The organism is Anabaena sp. WA102 (assembly GCF_001277295.1).
Taxonomy (GTDB): domain Bacteria; phylum Cyanobacteriota; class Cyanobacteriia; order Cyanobacteriales; family Nostocaceae; genus Dolichospermum; species Dolichospermum heterosporum.
Genome location: NZ_CP011456.1, coordinates 5339993 through 5356003, shown reverse-complemented (window position 1 = coordinate 5356003; position 16011 = coordinate 5339993). Strand labels below are relative to the sequence as shown.

The window sequence follows — 16011 nt, the reverse complement described above, 5'->3', positions numbered from 1 at the left end:
GATTATCAGGGTTTTTCAGGTATTTTCTTAAAATTTCTTAATAAAACATCAGAGAATATCTCATATTTTCTGGTATGACAAAAAAGTAATTAGGTATAAGAATGATTAATCAGGGTTAATTTAAGCAAAATAATTGCACGAAAACAATGGTTAATCAACTTTATTATGGGGACAATTTAGAAGTTTTAAGACGTTACATAAAAGATGAGTCTGTTGACTTATGTTATATTGATCCTCCTTTTAATTCTAAACGCAACTACAATCAAATTTATAATAATATTGGTGCAGAAGATAAAGCACAAGCTCAAGCATTTATTGATACTTGGGAATGGGATGATCACGCTATTCGGGGAATAGATGAAATTATTACTAATTATCATGGTTTATTTACTCAACAATGTATTGGTTTAATTTCAGGTTTAAGTAATGTCTTAGGAAAGGGAAGTTTACTCGCTTATTTGGTGAGTATGACTTTAAGAATAACAGGAATTCATCGAGTTTTGAAACCTACAGGTAGTTTTTATCTACATTGTGATCCTACGTCTAGTCACTATTTAAAGTTAATATTAGATGCTGTTTTTTGTTCTCAGGGTGGAGATTTTTTGAATGAACTTATTTGGTGTTATCGTGGTGGAGGTTCTCCTAAAAAGGATTTTGGTAGACGACATGATGTAATTTTTAGATATTCAAAAACAAAAGATTACATTTTCAATGCAGATAAAATTAGGATGCCCTATCAAGCGGAAGGAATTGGACGAACTGATGATGCAATGTGGGGAAAACATAAAGGTACTAATAAAGTCTATAAACCTCATCCTCTTGGTAAAATACCTGAAGACTGGTGGTTAATTAATATATTAAATGCTAATGATCCAGAACGTTTAGGTTATCCAACACAGAAACCAGAATCATTACTAGAAAGAATAATTAAAGCCAGTTCTAATGAAAATGATATAATATTAGATGCTTATTGTGGATGTGGTACAACTGTTGCAGTTTGCCAAAAATTAGACCGACAATGGATAGGAATTGATATTACTTATCAAAGTATTAGTTTAATTTTAAAAAGATTAGAAGACAGCTTTGGTAAAGATTTTGTAGATACCATCAAACTTCATGGTATTCCTAAAGATATAGAAAGTGCAATAGCATTAGCAAATAAAGCAGATGATCGCACTCGTAAAGAATTTGAAAAATGGGCAATTTTAACTTATACTAATAATCGAGCCATAATTAACACTAAAAAAGGAGCAGATAAAGGAGTAGATGGAACTGTTTTATTTTATGGTGATAAAGGTGAACTAGAGAAAGTAATTTTTCAAGTTAAATCTGGTAAAGTTAAATCAGGAGATATCCGGGATTTACTAGGAACAATGACGCTAGAAAATGCCAGTATAGCTATATTTATAACCTTAGAAAATCCTACAAAAGATATGTTAAAAACCGCCAAATCCGCTGGCTTTTATCAAAATAAATTCATGACTCATAGTTGTGATAAAGTTCAGATTATTACAATTCAAGATATTATTGAAAACAAACAAAAGTTAAATATTCCCTTAATTAATGAAGTTCTTAAAAGTGCAGAAAAACACAAAGAAGTGAAAGTTAATCAAATAGAATTAGATATTTGATAACTTTTAGTAGGTTGGGTTGACGCAAGGAAACCCAACATTTATTATCTTTATCTTATTGGCGTTTTTTATTCATCTCTATAAAACTCCTCTTAAATAGAATTAATCTCATAATCTGTAATATCTTCTTGTTCAGATTTACTGTAAATGGTTAACAATAAAATGCTGGTTTCTGATTCAAGTAAATAAATTACCCGATAACCAGCACTTTTACCTTTTTGAAGATTAAGTAGGTAAACAGAAAAATTTAAAGGTATATAACGGTATGTAAAGTTGTCTCAATGCGAGATTCTGATTGAGTTTCAGCCATTTTAAAAAATGCAATACCCCTCATTTTTATTTTGTTTACCTACTTACTATTTTTGACTCTAGCTTTATAAATATAAACATCTTCATTAAAACCAGTTAATCTATCTCCTAATAAATTTCCTTTTTGCAATTGTGTAATGAAAGATTGAGTATCAGAACGAATATTTCGGTATTTTTTGGCTAAATGTTTTAAATTTCTCTGATATTCAGGAGTTAAATCAATATTAATTAAAAAAGAATCATTCTGCATCAATTCCTTCCCACATTTTTTCTAAAGGGATTCTTTTTCCTGCTTTTGCTTCTTGTAATGCTGTTTTTAAACTCTCTTTTATTTCCTGAATTGGAGTGTCATCAGGATCAGATTCAATGTCATCTGCTTCTGGTAGGAGAATAATTACCTTAACAATATTAAAACCATCAACTTCTAAAGGATAATCTAAGGTTAATTGTCCCTGTTGAATTTTTCCAGTAACTTCTAAGGCTTTCATAGTTTCTAGCTGCTTTTTGTTTAACTAATTTTGATGAAGAAAATATTTCTATTACATCAATACCTTGTGCATTTCCTGTAGGTTGGGTTAAGCGACAGCGCAACCCAACGCATTTGTTGGGTTTCATGCTAATTGCTCCGCGAACGTTCACGTTCCACAACCCAACCTACAAATCAAGGCTTTTTCTAATTTGGACAAGGTATTGTTACATTTTATCATATTTCCTAGAATTATTTTTAATATATCATGCTATAATCAGATTAGAAATTCAAGTCTCTTCCTTTGGCAATTGCCATAATTGAATTAGTTTCTAAATAAATAATCATAATAATTCTAACTCCTCTGTTGTACCATCAAACAAAAGAGTAAATAAGCCAATTTCCTTCATCTCCTCAATGTAAGGAGGGGTTTGACTTTTCCAATGATAAGCTAAATCTCTTAACCATGATTGAGTTAAAGTTATTAAAGTAGATTGATAGATGATTCCTTCGATGCTTTTTGGATTATAATGTTCTAAAACCTTTTTCGTGTCCAATCTTGCTACTTCTGTAAAAGTCGGACTCTTAAAGATTCTCATGACATTAGAATTAACAAACATTAAAAAAGGAATATGCTGGTATTGTTCCATTTTTAAGATATTAATATCTGGGGAAGAATACATTTCTGCAGATGAAATTTTGCCGAATCTAGGTAATTGGTTTATTGATATCTGTTTTGGAAAAACTTAACTTAACTTTTCATTTCAACTAAACACTTGATAATTTCAAATAGACATACTTCTCACTCGGCTACTTTTTTCTGAGTGTAGACTTTTCATGTGCTTTTTATGCCCTAAACTCAGCAACCGCAATATTTCCTCTAATCATGATTATTTTTATTTCTAGAATGACCATAAATTATTTTTTGGGACAATTTATTTCTTGGTAGTCCCTTAAATCTCACCCGTGTTTAGTATACCTTTTGCTTTTGTTGTCTAATTATGAAATTAATTCCGAAATTCTAATATATGTTGAGCGACAATTTGCGGTTGTTCCAAATGAGGAATATGTCCACAATCTTTAATCCAAATTAGCTTACTTTGGGGAATAGCTTTGGCAAACTTGGGAGCATCCCCAGTTCCCAAAATTTTATCACTATCGCCCCATAAAATTAAAGTTGGTTGCTCAATTTGGGCAAGTTGGGGAAATTTAAAAGCGCCATAACCGCCACTTTTGGTAAAAGCAATTAAGGCTTGAGTCCAATTAGGCATTTGTAAGTGTAATTCTCCGCAACACAAAGCATCCTCAGAGATGAGATCAGGGTTTTTGTATGCAGTTCGACAAATACTTTTACGCACTTTGGGATTCCGCAAAAATTCCGTTGCCCAATAGTCCAAAGGTGGAAATATATATTTGCTTAATGGGGAATTACCTTTTAATCCCGCACTATCTATTAATACCAGTTGTTTTACTGCTTCTGGATAGGTGAGGGTAAAATCTATAGCCGCAGCCCCACCCATTGATGCACCCACCAAAATCACAGGTTGGTTAATCAGGGTTTGCCAAAACGAGTGGAGATGGGTTTTAATGGCGATCGCACTGTAAGCAATCCCCGGTAATCTATCTGTAAAGCCAAATCCCAACAAATCTACAGCCCAAACTGCGTTTTTTTCTGCCAGTAACGGCAAAAGTCGGCGGTATTCTAACACCGAACTATCAAAACCATGAATTAATAAAATCGGTGTACCACCGTGACCCTGTTGGATATAAGTGGTATTAATGGATTCATTAGATAGAAACGTACTAATCGCCTGACTTTGGATATTTTGAGCCAAAGCGATGGATGTTGGTTCTGTGAGTTGACCAACGGCGGCAGGAAGAAAACTTGGAAACATAAATTCCAGTGTACATCAGTGCGTACCACCATGACCAATACCCAGTGATCAACTAAAAATTTTTAGGTTTTAATTCCGGGGCTTTGGCGCCCATTTTCTTGTAAAATAAGAATCGGTTATCCCAAACGTAGGAGATTCAAGCCATGCCAATGGCAGTTGGCGTAATTGAAACATTAGGTTTTCCTGCGGTTTTAGCATCAGCAGACGCAATGGTTAAAGCCGCTGGTGTCACCATTGTCTATTACGGTATCGCCGAAAGTGGTCGTATGATAGTTGCTGTCAGAGGCCACGTTGCGGAAGTGCAAACAGCCGTAGCCGCTGGAATTACTGCTGGTGAAGAAGTTTATGGTGGTGAGGTTATTACCCACTACATTATTCCCAACCCCCCGGAAAATGTGGAAACAGTTTTACCTATCCACTTCACCTCCAAATCCGAACCTTTCCGTATTTTCTAAGAGAGTTAGCTATCAAAAATTGAAGTATTCCTTCATAAAAATAATTTGTAGCAACCGATAACTTTATATTCATAACAGGAGATTAAAATGTCACTACAAGCTGTTGGATCATTAGAAACCAAGGGTTTTCCCGCCGTTCTCGCAGCAGCAGACGCAATGGTAAAAGCCGGTCGAGTTACCCTCGTTGGTTATATCAGAGTTGGTAGCGCTCGCTTTACCGTCAATATTCGTGGTGATGTTTCTGAAGTCAAAGCCGCTATGGCAGCCGGTGTGGATGCTGTAGAAAAAGTTTATGGTGGTACTCTCGAATCTTGGGTAATTATTCCCCGTCCCCACGAAAACGTAGAAGCTGTATTGCCAATTGCTTACACAGCAGACGTTCAACAGTATCGAGATTCTGTGGAAAATCCCATCATTGGTGCAGCTAGAGGCTAATTTGTATATTCGGCTGGTAATGGTTAATAGGTAATGGGTAATGGGTAATGACCGGGAATTTTAGATTTTAGATTTTAGATTACAAAAATTTGGTATAATTACCCGTACTTGAGGACGGAAAAATACTCGCTGCGCTGCGTACGCTTCGCTAACGTTAATTCCAAATTTTCAACCTCTACACTGGTTTGGTGGCATCAATCCAAAATCAAGTGACCTCCTATTCCCTCTTTCCCTAACTAGCAGAATACGGCGTAAGTAAGCCCACCATTCTCAATCGTTCAAAAGCCTATAAGTAGGTGAACACAATAAAACCAAAGTGTGTAAATAAAAGTAAAATCGCCCAAAGCTTCTTCACTTTTGCCTTTTGCCTTTTGCCTTTTACCTTTTGCCTCTTAGGGAACACCAAAAAATAAATTATCCAATTTTGTGGGATGGGCATCCTGCCCGTCCCTGATAATTAGCGGGCTTTTCGTCCCGCACCACAAGAAATTTTTGGGTATTTTTTTATTGGAAGTCCCTTACCCCTTGCCTATTACCCCTTGCCTATTGCCTCTTGCCTCTTGCCTCTTGCCTTCCCATAACGACAATTTTCAATGCTAACCTACTTAATTTGGTATTGCAGTCTATTGAACGAATTAAATAGGAGTTATTACCTGCTACTAAATCGCTAAATCTAATTTCGAGGAGTGCAATATTGCTATGACAAAAGATGGGGCAAATCTAGCTCAATATTGGCAACAGCGACTAAGTACAGAATGTCCAGAACAAAGTCAGACTACTAGAGAAAGTATTCTTAACTGGCTTTTGGGAGTAGATTTAGAAAGGTTTAATTTACTTAACCCAAAAGAACTAGAAATTGCTAAACAAGCAATGGAATATCGGTGGCGAATTCTGCACAAACGTTATTTAGGTATAGGCAGAGAGAAGGCTTATCGTCAACTGATTAGCCGATTGGGTAGTGTAGTGGCAGTCAGAAACAAAATTCAAACTTGGATATCTCTCAGCCGCGATCGCCAACGGAGCGTTATTGATGTCCTGCAAGAAGTCCTCCAAGACCTGATACAAAGTGACTCATATATCCAACAACAAATGACTCACATTGCCGCATTAACAACGGACAAAAGATTGCGGGACACATTACTATTTGCCAGCATCGAAGAATATTGTTTACGTCCAGTTCGGAATCAACCAATCCTAATATACCGCTTTGTTAACTACCTGCGAAGGATTCAGCGGGGAGGCTTAACACAAGTACCTAGCAGCGAATTAGTGAAACTTGTTTCCGAGGAAATTCTCGCCGAAAACAACGACAATCCAGTGAACTTAGTTGATAATCAGGCGATCGCTCAATATCAAGAAACCCAACACCTAGAAGAACAAATAGTCAACCGTCAACTCGTACAGGAAAAATTTGAACAATACCTGTTAGAAAATATTGGACAACACGCAGTACATTGGTTGCGCTTATATCTGCAAGGCACATCCCAAGAAGAAATTGCCAAACAACTCCATAAACCCATCAAAGAAGTATATCGTCTGCGGGAAAAACTCAGTTATCATGCCGTCCGCGTTTTTGCCATCAAAGGTCAACCAGAACTGATTGATAACTGGCTGTCCACTTCCCTAGAAGAACATAATCTAGGGCTAACAGAAACCCAATGGCAACAACTTCCAGAAAAAATCACCCCTCTAGGACAACAAATCCTCAACCTCCGCAAAGCAGGTAACTCCATAGAAACTATAGCCCAACAACTACAACTTAAAAATCATCAAGTTCTAGGTGAATGGACAAAAATTTATCTTGCCGCCCAAACTCTGAGAATTCAGAATTAACATATAGGAATCCGGTTTGATTCTGTGAATTTACTTGTGTGGTCAGGGAACAGGGAACTCTTAACTGGGAACAGGAAAGACAGAATTGATACCTACTGAGTCTTGTATGGCTACGCCACGCAGGCTATCAAAAATCAAATAGGAGTCCTATAGGTATACTCAAAACGGTTGGGACATGGACTTTTGTAAAATCACGAAAACCCTAGATTTGTAGGGGTTTAGCTCTTGCTTTACCCCTACCCGGAGAATCAAATAATTAAGCCGTGTTGGGTATAATTGATAATTGGTAATGAAAAAATTCCTATTCATTGCCCCCTGATCTCTAGTTACAACCGACCTTCCGCACCCTAAACTGTCACACAACGAAAAATGGTCGTTTGGGGATTTGAGATCGGCGATCGCCACCTAAGATTTCGACGATTTTGTATCAAAATTATCATCAAAGGTATTCAAAAATCCGAAATTACCGATTGTGACACTGGGGGGTGCGGAATGTGGGTTACAATCCTTCCTTAGATATATTCGTCAACCACCCATCACTTCCCTTCGGGTAAGTGAGGGCTTGTAAAAGCCTAGTTGGACTCAGTTCTTAACCGAACTACGTTAGAGGTAAGAGTTAAAGACCTACCAGGGGATGCGTAGCTAGTTCCCTGCTCTAGAACTTCAAAGTTAAACAGGCTTAAGGGTTAAACCAGTGCTTTTAAGATAGTTACCGACCTCTAACATTGTCAAAGCTAACATTACCCGCAAGGAGGCTCTTCGGAGCAAAATATTATGTCCAAAGTATTTGTTTTAGACACTAAAAAAAGACCACTAGACCCAATTAATCCAGCACAGGCTAGACAGTTATTGAGAAACAAAAAAGCAGCAATATTTAGACAGTTTCCATTCACAATTATTCTCAAAAAATCCTGTCCTGACTCCCCAGTATCGTCCCTAAGACTAAAGATTGATCCTGGTGCAAAATTCACGGGAATGGCATTAATTAATGATTCAACTGGCGAAGTTGTATTTGCTGCTGAATTAAAACATAGAGGCTTTGCAATTAGAGATGCTTTAACTTCTAGAAGTCAATTAAGACGTTCTAGACGTGCCAGAAAAACTCGTTACAGACAACCAAGGTTCTTGAATAGAACCCGTCCAGAAAGATGGTTAGCTCCGAGCTTACAAAGTCGGGTTGAGAATATTAAAACTTGGGTTGAAAGATTGCGTAAACTCGCACCAATTGAGGATATTAGTCAAGAATTAGTCAGGTTTGATATGCAGTTAATGGCTAATCCTGATATTCAAGGTAAGGAATATCAACAGGGAACTTTAGCTGGTTACGAAAGCAGAGAATACTTACTAGAAAAGTGGGGTAGACAATGTGCCTACTGTGGAGTGAAAGACGTTCCTTTTCAAGTAGAGCATATTCATCCACGAGCCAAGGGTGGTAGTAATTCAATTACAAATCTCACTTTAAGTTGTGAAAAATGTAACACTAAAAAAGGCACGAAAGACATCAAAGATTTCCTCAAAAAAGACCCTTTAAAGTTAGAAAAAATCTTGAAGCAAGCTAAAAGACCACTGGCTGATGCAGCAGCAGTAAACACAACTCGCCTGGCATTACTATTCGTTGTCAAAGCAACCGGATTACCTGTAGAAACAGGTTCAGGAGGGTTAACAAAGTTCAATAGAAGTCAGCAAAATTTAGAGAAAATGCACTGGATTGATGCAGCTTGTGTTGGTCAGTCAACTCCAATTCTCAATATCAAAGGCGTTAAGCCATTGCTAATTACAGCTAATGGTCACGGCACCAGACAATCTTGCCGAACTGACAAGTACGGTTTTCCTTCTAGATATGTCCCCCGGTTCAAATTTGTTAATGGTTTTCAAACCGGAGACATTGTGAAAGCTGTTGTCACAAAAGGTAAAAAGATTGGGGCATATATCGGACGAGTAGCGGTGAGGACTAGCGGTAGTTTCAATATCTCAACAATATCTGGACTGATTCAAGGTATCTCTTACAAATGCTGTAAATCAATTCACAAAAAGGACGGTTACGAATATGGAAAATCAAAGATTTGTTAATTGCTCAACTGTCCCTTTCATTGTTTGTGCTGGCGCACAAAATTACTCAAGGGACATTTCACAATTAACCCTCCATTCCTCCCATCACCAAACTGAGTACAGTTTTGGTGGGGGTCTCTTGGAGGTTTAGATGAAAAAAGATATTATTATTGATACTTTTCCACTCCTAAGTACATCAAGTCTAGAAACCAGAGAATGGCTGCTGAATATAGCAACTGAACATGATTACCCATCAGGACGGGCTGTTTTAATGGAAGATGCCTGGGGTAATGCAGTTTACTTTATTGTTTCCGGTTGGGTGAAAGTTCGCCGCACCCATGGAGAAGAATCCTTCACCATAGCAATTTTAGGACCAGGTGATTTCTTTGGAGAAATGGCTGTTTTAGATGAATTCCCCAGGTCAACGGACGTTGTTTCCCTTTCCAAAGTAAAACTACTAAGTGTTTCTAGAGAGAATTTTATTCACATCCTGTTTCAAGACTCACATTTACATCATAGAATGCTGCAACTGATGGTAGGCAGAATTCGTCAAATTAATCTGCGGCTACAAATGCGCTTGTCACCATCTGCGGTTAAACTTGCCCATACCTTAGTAAGTTTAACCGATAGTTATAGTCAAGAATCAGAACAAGTCCAGAAAATTTTTAACATTCCCCTGAAAGATTTGGCAGAGGTGACAGAAATCACCTTGGAAGAAACAACCAAAATCATGGAAAAACTCTCTGAAAAGGAATGGATTAAAATTGATACTGCTAACAACACCATTAATCTGATTAACTATACACAACTCGCGGTTTTAGCCAGCAAGATCTAATCTTTCGGCAGAGTAAAAATACTTGAGAAAATACTAAATTTAGCCAGATATAGACTCAAATACAGCCAATATGTCATAAGTTAAAAAGAGTGTTCCAGAGAAAATTGATTTATGACTACTACCATCAAGACCGAACCTGATTTAGCATCCCGTTTCGTCAATAGCATCTTAGCCATTAAACCCGTAGCTAATCTTGCTAAACACCGAGCTAGACAAATGATGATTAAACGGGCTGAAAAAATTGGTGTATTTTGGACAAAGGAAGTAGAGAAACTGCAAACCCGTGATTGGGGAAGCGATTTAGCGCAAGTCCAAAATCCGCAGCTAAACTACCCAGATTACTACGTCACCTCATTCCACGCCTATGAAACCGGAAATCTCAGTTGGCAAGCTGCTTTTGAAGTAGAATCTGCGGCTCATGCTGTCCACTCTAGGATTTGGCAGAAACCGGAAAATCAAGGTGACGCAAAACTTCGCCAAAGCTTTCACGATATCCTCAAAAATTCTATTTCTGAGCAGCCACAAGATCTTATAGACTTAGGGTGTAGCGTCGGCATGAGTACCTTTGCCCTACAGGCAGTTTATCCCCACGCCAAAATTACCGGTTTAGACTTATCCCCTTACTTCCTAGCTGTGGCTAACTATCGTAGCCAAGAACGTCAAACCCAAATTAACTGGGTACATAGTCAAGCAGAATCTACAGGCATAGCAGATGCTTCCTTTGATTTAGCTTCGATTTTTTTGATGTGTCATGAATTACCTCAATCAGCAACTCACCAGATTTTTGCTGAAGCTAGACGTATTTTGCGTCCCGGTGGACACCTAGCAATTATGGACATGAATCCCAAATCGGAAATTTACAAAAAAATGCCAACTTATATTTTGACGTTGCTTAAAAGTACCGAACCTTATTTAGATGAATATTTCAGTTTGGATATTGAACAAGCCTTAATTGGGGCAGGTTTCCAACCTCCTACTATTACTAGCAATAGTCTTCGTCACCGTACTATCATTTCTCAGGTGAGTGGCTAATTTATATTTAGTGTTGTGGGCAGTTATCCCCCCCCTGCTATTTTTGTGGTTTTATTACCGCAGAACTCCTGCTGCCCCACCTTGGTTAAATTTATGGGTTTTGTTCATTATTGGCGCTATCTCTGGTTTTGCTGCTCTGGGCTTAGAATGGGCTATGGAAAATGTGGCTAACCGGGTTTTAGACTGGCAACAGATCCAGCGTCATTTTTCTGGGGTGGTATTCCGGCAAATATTAGCGATCGCTCCCATTGAAGAAGGTTGTAAATTAGTAGCAGTTATTCTGCCCATTTCCTATCTACAACGTCAGTATCATCTCCGAGCTACCACAGTTTTTTTGTTTACCATAGCCGTAGCTTTAGGTTTCACAGCGGAAGAAACCTGGATTTATTTATATCACGGCACATCTTCCATTCTCGACCGTAGCATTGGTACACCAGTCCATGCCATGTTTTCTGCTCCTTGGGGATATGCTTTAGCAATATACATTTCTGCCAGTAAAAGGTTTAATCGCCATCGGCATTTAATTTTTATTGCTTGGTTAAATTCTGTTTTCTTTCATGCTTTAGTCAATATTTTATCTATTTCTGTGAGGTTTTCACGACCCACAAATTTACTCATTTATTGTTTATTTCCTGTACTATTATGGATGTTTTGGCGGTTAGAACAACTACTGCGAAAACTCCAGAAAAAACATCCTTTAGAGTTAATTTCTGGACGTACATCCTCAGTCCGCACTTGGCAAAGATGTTTAGTATTGTCAATCCTATCACTAGGCGGAAATTCTCTATTTGGATTATTGATTCTCTCCAGAAAAATTAGTCCTTTGCGGTGGGAACTTTGGTTTGATCCGAAAATTTTCTGGTTTATAGTCCAAGAACTATTATTCAATTTTGGGTTAGGACTTTTAGCTTGGTTAATTTATCGCTATTTACGCAGTTTAGCCGGTCGTCGGTATTTGTTTAACCGATAATTAGCATTATGAAAAGAACGGAGAATAAAACAATGACCATGATCACAATAGATGATGAATTAATTAATGAAATTATCGCAGTCAGTCACTATGAAAATGCACAGGAAGCAGTCATCAACATATTATCCAACTACTTGCAGCAACAAAAAAAGGAACTGCCTTTATTTGAGCGATTACGTTTTATAGATGAGGGATTTGCCGAAGATGATATCGCCTCATTGTTTGAACGTGATCAAGACACAGGCAGAAATTTTGAACTATGACCTATCTAATTGATACCTGTGTAATGTCTGAGTTTGTTAAAAAAGCTCCCAACCCCAAGTTAGTCAATGGTTTAATCAGCAACCAATGGAACAGCTATTTTTAAGTAGTATAACATAGGAAGAAAAGGAGGATTTTATGCAAGTTAAAATCGAGTTACCTGATGAGTTGGGTAATCAACTTTTGGAAATGCCTGATATGCAGCTATTAGTACAGAAAGCAGTCGAAAAAATGTTGTTAGAGGAGCGACAAAAACAATCATCTCAATTATTAGTTGATCTACTTAATGATTTGCCTGAATTTCCAACTTTTAAAAATCAAGATCCATTAAAGTTACAAAGAGCATTACGCGATGAATGGGATTAAGTATTTGTTAGATACAAATATAGTGATTGGTCTGCTGCAACGCGATTCAATAGTGTTGGAGATATTAAAAGACAAGCAAATTCAAATTGGTGAATGTGCTTATAGTGCAATAACTCGTATGGAGTTATTGAGTTTTCCGTCTATAACACCAACAGAAAAAGAATCTGTTGTATTTTTATTAAGTCGTATGACATATTTAACGATCACACCAGCAATTGAAAATGAGACTATCAGCTTTAGATATACTCACAAAACAAAATTGCCTGATTCTATTATTGCTGCAACTACCAAGCATCATGGACTTGAGTTAGTGACGTTAGATAAAAAATTAGCAAATAAGCTTAAATTAGATGACTGACAGCATTCTGTCACAACTTTTTTCCTGTGGCTGAGATGCGATGGGCGCAGACTTAGTTAGAACTATTTAACCTTTACTGGTTAGTATAAAGGTTAGGTTATTAATATGGGTGATGTGACAAGTCGGTGTAGACATTGATTATGCACTATGTAGTTTTAAATTCATCTATTTTCTTTTTCATAGCAATATAAGCTTCCTCTTTAGTTGAGAAGAATTCTCCTAAAAGAATGGAATTATAACTGCCTTTACTATTCTCGAACTGAAATTCTGAAATGCTATAACAAAGCTTTTGAATTGTTATAGAACTCCAATCTTGATCAATTGAGTCAAGAGACACTATGACACTCCAACCTTTATAATGTGCCATGTGATTATTATGGATATGTCCTATTTGTCCACCAAACTCTATTAAATCATCTTCTTCCCAAATTTCAGGCTCTAGTTCTTTGTAGTTTTGTTCTTTTAACGATTTTTTGAATTCTTGCAAATGATCTGCGGAAGTAATAGTGGTACAACTTCTTTGAAGCAAGAAATTATTAGGTAGATAAGATAGATAATTACCTGTTTTTGGATCATAATTATGTAGGGCAACTTCTCGATTTTCAAAAATTTTTAGATCCAGAGGATTTTCAGCGAAAGGGTTTATAAGTATATGTAAGCCATCAGCAATTGTTTCTTTATAATTTGGACTTTCTTCTACAAATTGATACAGTCCGACTTGCTGATCTGATTGGAATGCTCTAGAGCCACTAAATATTACTGGATATTTATCAGTCTTAGCTAAAGCACGCACCTTACACCAAGTAGCTCTATTGTTAAATATTACTGCACTTACGTGCTTTAATTTAGAATTAGTAAATAATCCAACATTTACATTAAAACCTGGTTTCTTTTGAACTCTATAGTTATAAGAATCTCCAATGATAGTCAAATTTCCATCTGTATCTCTTCTTGAAAGAACTTCTTCATATCCGTAAAGAACTCTGACAATTGCTAGAGAATCTTGCAAGAAAAAGAAGGGTTGTTCAAAGGGAGCAACGCATATTACAAATGGTTTATTTTTAACATGAGGAAGCTTAGAATAATTTGTACGATATTTTCTAGACTTTTTATCTATAGAGAATTCAAGCCTAATTGCAGATAATCTTAGTATTTCTTTATGTTTTGTTTTTTCTAACAGTTCATGATCTTTTTCCCATTCTGGTCTAAATCCTTCAGGATGGCTTGTTATTGCTGCTTCGGCAATGAAATCACCATAGGATGAACTTACTAGAAAATCAGGAGTTTCATGTGAAGTATCTACGGTACATCCGAGTTCTTTTAAACAGGCAAATAAATATAGCTCCCAAAATGCAGAATTAAACTTTGTTTGGAATTCTTGTACCAGTTGTCCATTGCGATCTATAAATCCATTAGCCCAACTTTTAATAACCTCAATCTCTGGTTCACAAAATCCTGGTTCGGTCATATAGAGAAAGTGATTATGTTGCTTCTCTTTAGGGACAATGGGGGTAAATAAATCCATAGTGGTAAAAAAGGTTATTACTAGGTTTGTTTTGGAAAATATTTAAGAGTTAGGAATATAGATCCCCGACTTCTTTGAGAAGTCGGGGATCTGGATAGGTTTAAACTATTGCCAATACTGGTTGACTTACTGCTGCATTAACAGATATTGATTCAGAATCAGCCGCATAGATTTCGCAAGCGTTATTGGGACTTTCCACCAGTTTAACTTTGTAAAGAGTTGCACCTAACTCTTGAATAGGCGATCGCAAAGTATTACTAATATAAAGAGCAATATTTTCCGCAGTCGGCACAACTTGATTAAAGAAAGCAACATCCTTATTTAAGAAAGTATGATCAAATGGCTCAATCACGTAATCTGTAATTATCTGATTTAAAGCCCCTAAATCAATAACCATCCCCGTAGAGGAGTCAATTTCCCCTTTTATAGTTACTTCCAATTGATAATTATGTCCATGTCCATTTACACGGGCGCATTTACCATAAATTTCCGTGTTTTTGGCCAAACTTAAATCAGGGTGTGCCAATCTATGAGCAGAGCTAAAATGAGTGCTAATACTCAAATACCCCTCCATATCCTGACCCGAATAATTTGCCCACAGTTGATGACTTTCAAACAGTTTAACGTTGGATAGCTTCACCCCTAATCCATCAATGGGCGATTCTAAAAGACCATGAATGTAACGGGAAATATTCTCTGTCGTGGGGACAATATCGGCAAAATAAGGAATATCCTCATTTACACAAGAGTGATCAAATATTTTCACCACATAATCTTCCACCACTCGATTTAAAGCAGCTACATCCACAATCATGCCCGTACGGGAGTCTATTTCCCCTGCCACAGTCATCTCTAGATGATAATTATGTCCGTGAGTCTGAGTACATCTACCATATTTATCAGCACTGAGGTTGGGCGCTAGGCGGTGAGCAGCACTAAAATGAGTTCTGATAGTTAAATTAGCTTGTTTTCCCTCTCCCTGATAATCTGCCCAAAGTTGAGGATGTTCAAATAACTGGACGCGCACCAAAGGTAAATGGGGTGCTAACCGTTCCCAAATCACTCGCGCCATATTTTCCGTCGTGGGGAGAGTTTGTTGAAATTCTGTCCACACATCATTGAGATAGGAAAAATCTAGTTGACCGGTAACTTCCTCTTTGATGACGTGCTTCACATCGGACAGATTTAGTACCATCCCATACTCATCTAATTCCCCAATCATAGAGATGAACAAGACATAGTTATGTCCATGTCCAGGAAATTTCGAGTAAGCACCAAATTTTTCTAAATTCTCGATTTCACTCAGTTCGGGGAACCAATACCGACCAACTGCTGAAAACTGATCGCGGCGATTAACAATACATTGCATGAGTATACTGGGAAGAGAATTTAATATTTCTTAAACTTTGACTATTTACAGCATAAACCAATTTGTTACCTAGCGATCGCTGAATTTTCCGGTTGCTCAATTTTCCGAAAATACTTGGCAGTTGAGTAAATACAAGTAACGCTATAATCAGAGGTTGAGATTAACGAACGGGTTCAAGTCCGGGGTTCCGCATATCAATTTTGGATTAATCTCAAATCCGAA

At 37.1% G+C, this 16011-nt stretch carries 17 protein-coding genes; 11 read left to right on the top strand and 6 right to left on the bottom strand.

The window, feature by feature from the left end; genetic code table 11:
- Positions 1 to 146 precede the first annotated feature (146 nt).
- Positions 147 to 1631, top strand: a complete 1485-nt coding sequence (locus AA650_RS23635; RefSeq protein WP_053540894.1) for a DNA methyltransferase — start codon at positions 147 to 149, stop codon at positions 1629 to 1631.
- Positions 1632 to 1980: 349 nt separating this feature from the next.
- Here AA650_RS23635 and AA650_RS23630 read toward each other — a convergent pair whose 3' ends face one another.
- The 4 genes from AA650_RS23630 to AA650_RS23615 all read right to left on the bottom strand — a co-directional run bounded on the left by AA650_RS23630 (position 1981) and on the right by AA650_RS23615 (position 4301).
- Complete coding sequence (locus tag AA650_RS23630; protein WP_199924336.1) at positions 1981 to 2190, bottom strand: hypothetical protein; 210 nt, start codon at positions 2188 to 2190, stop codon at positions 1981 to 1983.
- Positions 2180 to 2428, bottom strand: a complete 249-nt coding sequence (locus AA650_RS23625; protein WP_053540893.1) for a type II toxin-antitoxin system RelN family antitoxin — start codon at positions 2426 to 2428, stop codon at positions 2180 to 2182. The genes AA650_RS23630 and AA650_RS23625 overlap by 11 nt, the downstream gene beginning before the upstream one ends.
- A 322-nt stretch (positions 2429 to 2750) precedes the next feature.
- A complete protein-coding gene (locus tag AA650_RS23620; RefSeq protein ID WP_199924335.1) occupies positions 2751 to 3056 on the bottom strand; it encodes a hypothetical protein in 306 nt (101 codons plus the stop codon).
- Between the two features lie 357 nt (positions 3057 to 3413).
- Positions 3414 to 4301, bottom strand: a complete 888-nt coding sequence (locus AA650_RS23615; RefSeq protein ID WP_053540891.1) for an alpha/beta fold hydrolase — start codon at positions 4299 to 4301, stop codon at positions 3414 to 3416.
- 143 nt (positions 4302 to 4444) lie between these two features.
- On the opposite strand from AA650_RS23615, the gene AA650_RS23610 reads away from it, so the two are divergent.
- From AA650_RS23610 to AA650_RS23565, 10 genes are all read left to right on the top strand, one after another.
- On the top strand, positions 4445 to 4756 hold the full coding sequence (locus AA650_RS23610; RefSeq protein ID WP_053540890.1) for a carbon dioxide-concentrating mechanism protein CcmK: 312 nt from the start codon (positions 4445 to 4447) through the stop codon (positions 4754 to 4756).
- 87 nt (positions 4757 to 4843) lie between these two features.
- Positions 4844 to 5191 (top strand): carbon dioxide-concentrating mechanism protein CcmK, encoded by a 348-nt coding sequence (locus tag AA650_RS23605; RefSeq protein ID WP_039199651.1) that lies wholly within the window; start codon positions 4844 to 4846, stop codon positions 5189 to 5191.
- Positions 5192 to 5890: 699 nt separating this feature from the next.
- Positions 5891 to 7024, top strand: a complete 1134-nt coding sequence (locus AA650_RS23600) for a HetZ-related protein 2 (RefSeq protein ID WP_053540889.1) — start codon at positions 5891 to 5893, stop codon at positions 7022 to 7024.
- 774 nt (positions 7025 to 7798) lie between these two features.
- Positions 7799 to 9094 (top strand): RNA-guided endonuclease IscB, encoded by a 1296-nt coding sequence (gene iscB, locus AA650_RS23595; protein WP_053540888.1) that lies wholly within the window; start codon positions 7799 to 7801, stop codon positions 9092 to 9094.
- Between the two features lie 130 nt (positions 9095 to 9224).
- A complete protein-coding gene (locus AA650_RS23590; protein ID WP_053540887.1) occupies positions 9225 to 9908 on the top strand; it encodes a Crp/Fnr family transcriptional regulator in 684 nt (227 codons plus the stop codon).
- Positions 9909 to 10019: 111 nt separating this feature from the next.
- Positions 10020 to 10940 carry a class I SAM-dependent methyltransferase gene (locus AA650_RS23585; protein ID WP_053540886.1) on the top strand — a complete coding sequence of 307 codons (921 nt, stop codon included), beginning with the start codon at positions 10020 to 10022 and terminating at the stop codon, positions 10938 to 10940.
- Complete coding sequence (locus tag AA650_RS23580; protein ID WP_053540885.1) at positions 10933 to 11910, top strand: PrsW family intramembrane metalloprotease; 978 nt, start codon at positions 10933 to 10935, stop codon at positions 11908 to 11910. The genes AA650_RS23585 and AA650_RS23580 overlap by 8 nt, the downstream gene beginning before the upstream one ends.
- Positions 11911 to 11942: 32 nt before the next feature.
- Positions 11943 to 12173, top strand: coding sequence for a type II toxin-antitoxin system VapB family antitoxin (locus AA650_RS23575; protein WP_053540884.1), 231 nt, complete (start codon positions 11943 to 11945; stop codon positions 12171 to 12173).
- A 136-nt stretch (positions 12174 to 12309) separates the two neighbouring features.
- Positions 12310 to 12537, top strand: coding sequence for a hypothetical protein (locus AA650_RS23570; RefSeq protein ID WP_053540883.1), 228 nt, complete (start codon positions 12310 to 12312; stop codon positions 12535 to 12537).
- A gap of 4 nt (positions 12538 to 12541) precedes the next feature.
- A complete protein-coding gene (locus AA650_RS23565) occupies positions 12542 to 12895 on the top strand; it encodes a type II toxin-antitoxin system VapC family toxin (RefSeq protein ID WP_199924334.1) in 354 nt (117 codons plus the stop codon).
- A 145-nt stretch (positions 12896 to 13040) separates the two neighbouring features.
- Here AA650_RS23565 and AA650_RS23560 read toward each other — a convergent pair whose 3' ends face one another.
- Together AA650_RS23560 and AA650_RS23555 are read right to left on the bottom strand one after the other, a co-directional pair.
- A complete protein-coding gene (locus AA650_RS23560) occupies positions 13041 to 14420 on the bottom strand; it encodes a hypothetical protein (protein ID WP_053540881.1) in 1380 nt (459 codons plus the stop codon).
- A 100-nt stretch (positions 14421 to 14520) separates the two neighbouring features.
- A complete protein-coding gene (locus AA650_RS23555; protein WP_053540880.1) occupies positions 14521 to 15789 on the bottom strand; it encodes a 6-carboxytetrahydropterin synthase in 1269 nt (422 codons plus the stop codon).
- Positions 15790 to 16011: the final 222 nt, after the last annotated feature.

Coding starts and splice junctions, on each gene's coding strand:
- AA650_RS23590 (WP_053540887.1), top strand. CDS start 9,225: ATGAAAAAAGATATTATTATTGATACTTTTCCACTCCTAAGTACATCA.
- AA650_RS23620 (WP_199924335.1), bottom strand. CDS start 3,056: ATGGAACAATACCAGCATATTCCTTTTTTAATGTTTGTTAATTCTAAT.
- AA650_RS23615 (WP_053540891.1), bottom strand. CDS start 4,301: ATGTTTCCAAGTTTTCTTCCTGCCGCCGTTGGTCAACTCACAGAACCA.
- AA650_RS23570 (WP_053540883.1), top strand. CDS start 12,310: ATGCAAGTTAAAATCGAGTTACCTGATGAGTTGGGTAATCAACTTTTG.
- AA650_RS23630 (WP_199924336.1), bottom strand. CDS start 2,190: ATGCAGAATGATTCTTTTTTAATTAATATTGATTTAACTCCTGAATAT.
- AA650_RS23575 (WP_053540884.1), top strand. CDS start 11,943: ATGACCATGATCACAATAGATGATGAATTAATTAATGAAATTATCGCA.
- AA650_RS23555 (WP_053540880.1), bottom strand. CDS start 15,789: ATGCAATGTATTGTTAATCGCCGCGATCAGTTTTCAGCAGTTGGTCGG.
- AA650_RS23635 (WP_053540894.1), top strand. CDS start 147: ATGGTTAATCAACTTTATTATGGGGACAATTTAGAAGTTTTAAGACGT.
- AA650_RS23585 (WP_053540886.1), top strand. CDS start 10,020: ATGACTACTACCATCAAGACCGAACCTGATTTAGCATCCCGTTTCGTC.
- AA650_RS23610 (WP_053540890.1), top strand. CDS start 4,445: ATGCCAATGGCAGTTGGCGTAATTGAAACATTAGGTTTTCCTGCGGTT.
- AA650_RS23625 (WP_053540893.1), bottom strand. CDS start 2,428: ATGAAAGCCTTAGAAGTTACTGGAAAAATTCAACAGGGACAATTAACC.
- AA650_RS23600 (WP_053540889.1), top strand. CDS start 5,891: ATGACAAAAGATGGGGCAAATCTAGCTCAATATTGGCAACAGCGACTA.
- AA650_RS23560 (WP_053540881.1), bottom strand. CDS start 14,420: ATGGATTTATTTACCCCCATTGTCCCTAAAGAGAAGCAACATAATCAC.
- iscB (WP_053540888.1), top strand. CDS start 7,799: ATGTCCAAAGTATTTGTTTTAGACACTAAAAAAAGACCACTAGACCCA.
- AA650_RS23605 (WP_039199651.1), top strand. CDS start 4,844: ATGTCACTACAAGCTGTTGGATCATTAGAAACCAAGGGTTTTCCCGCC.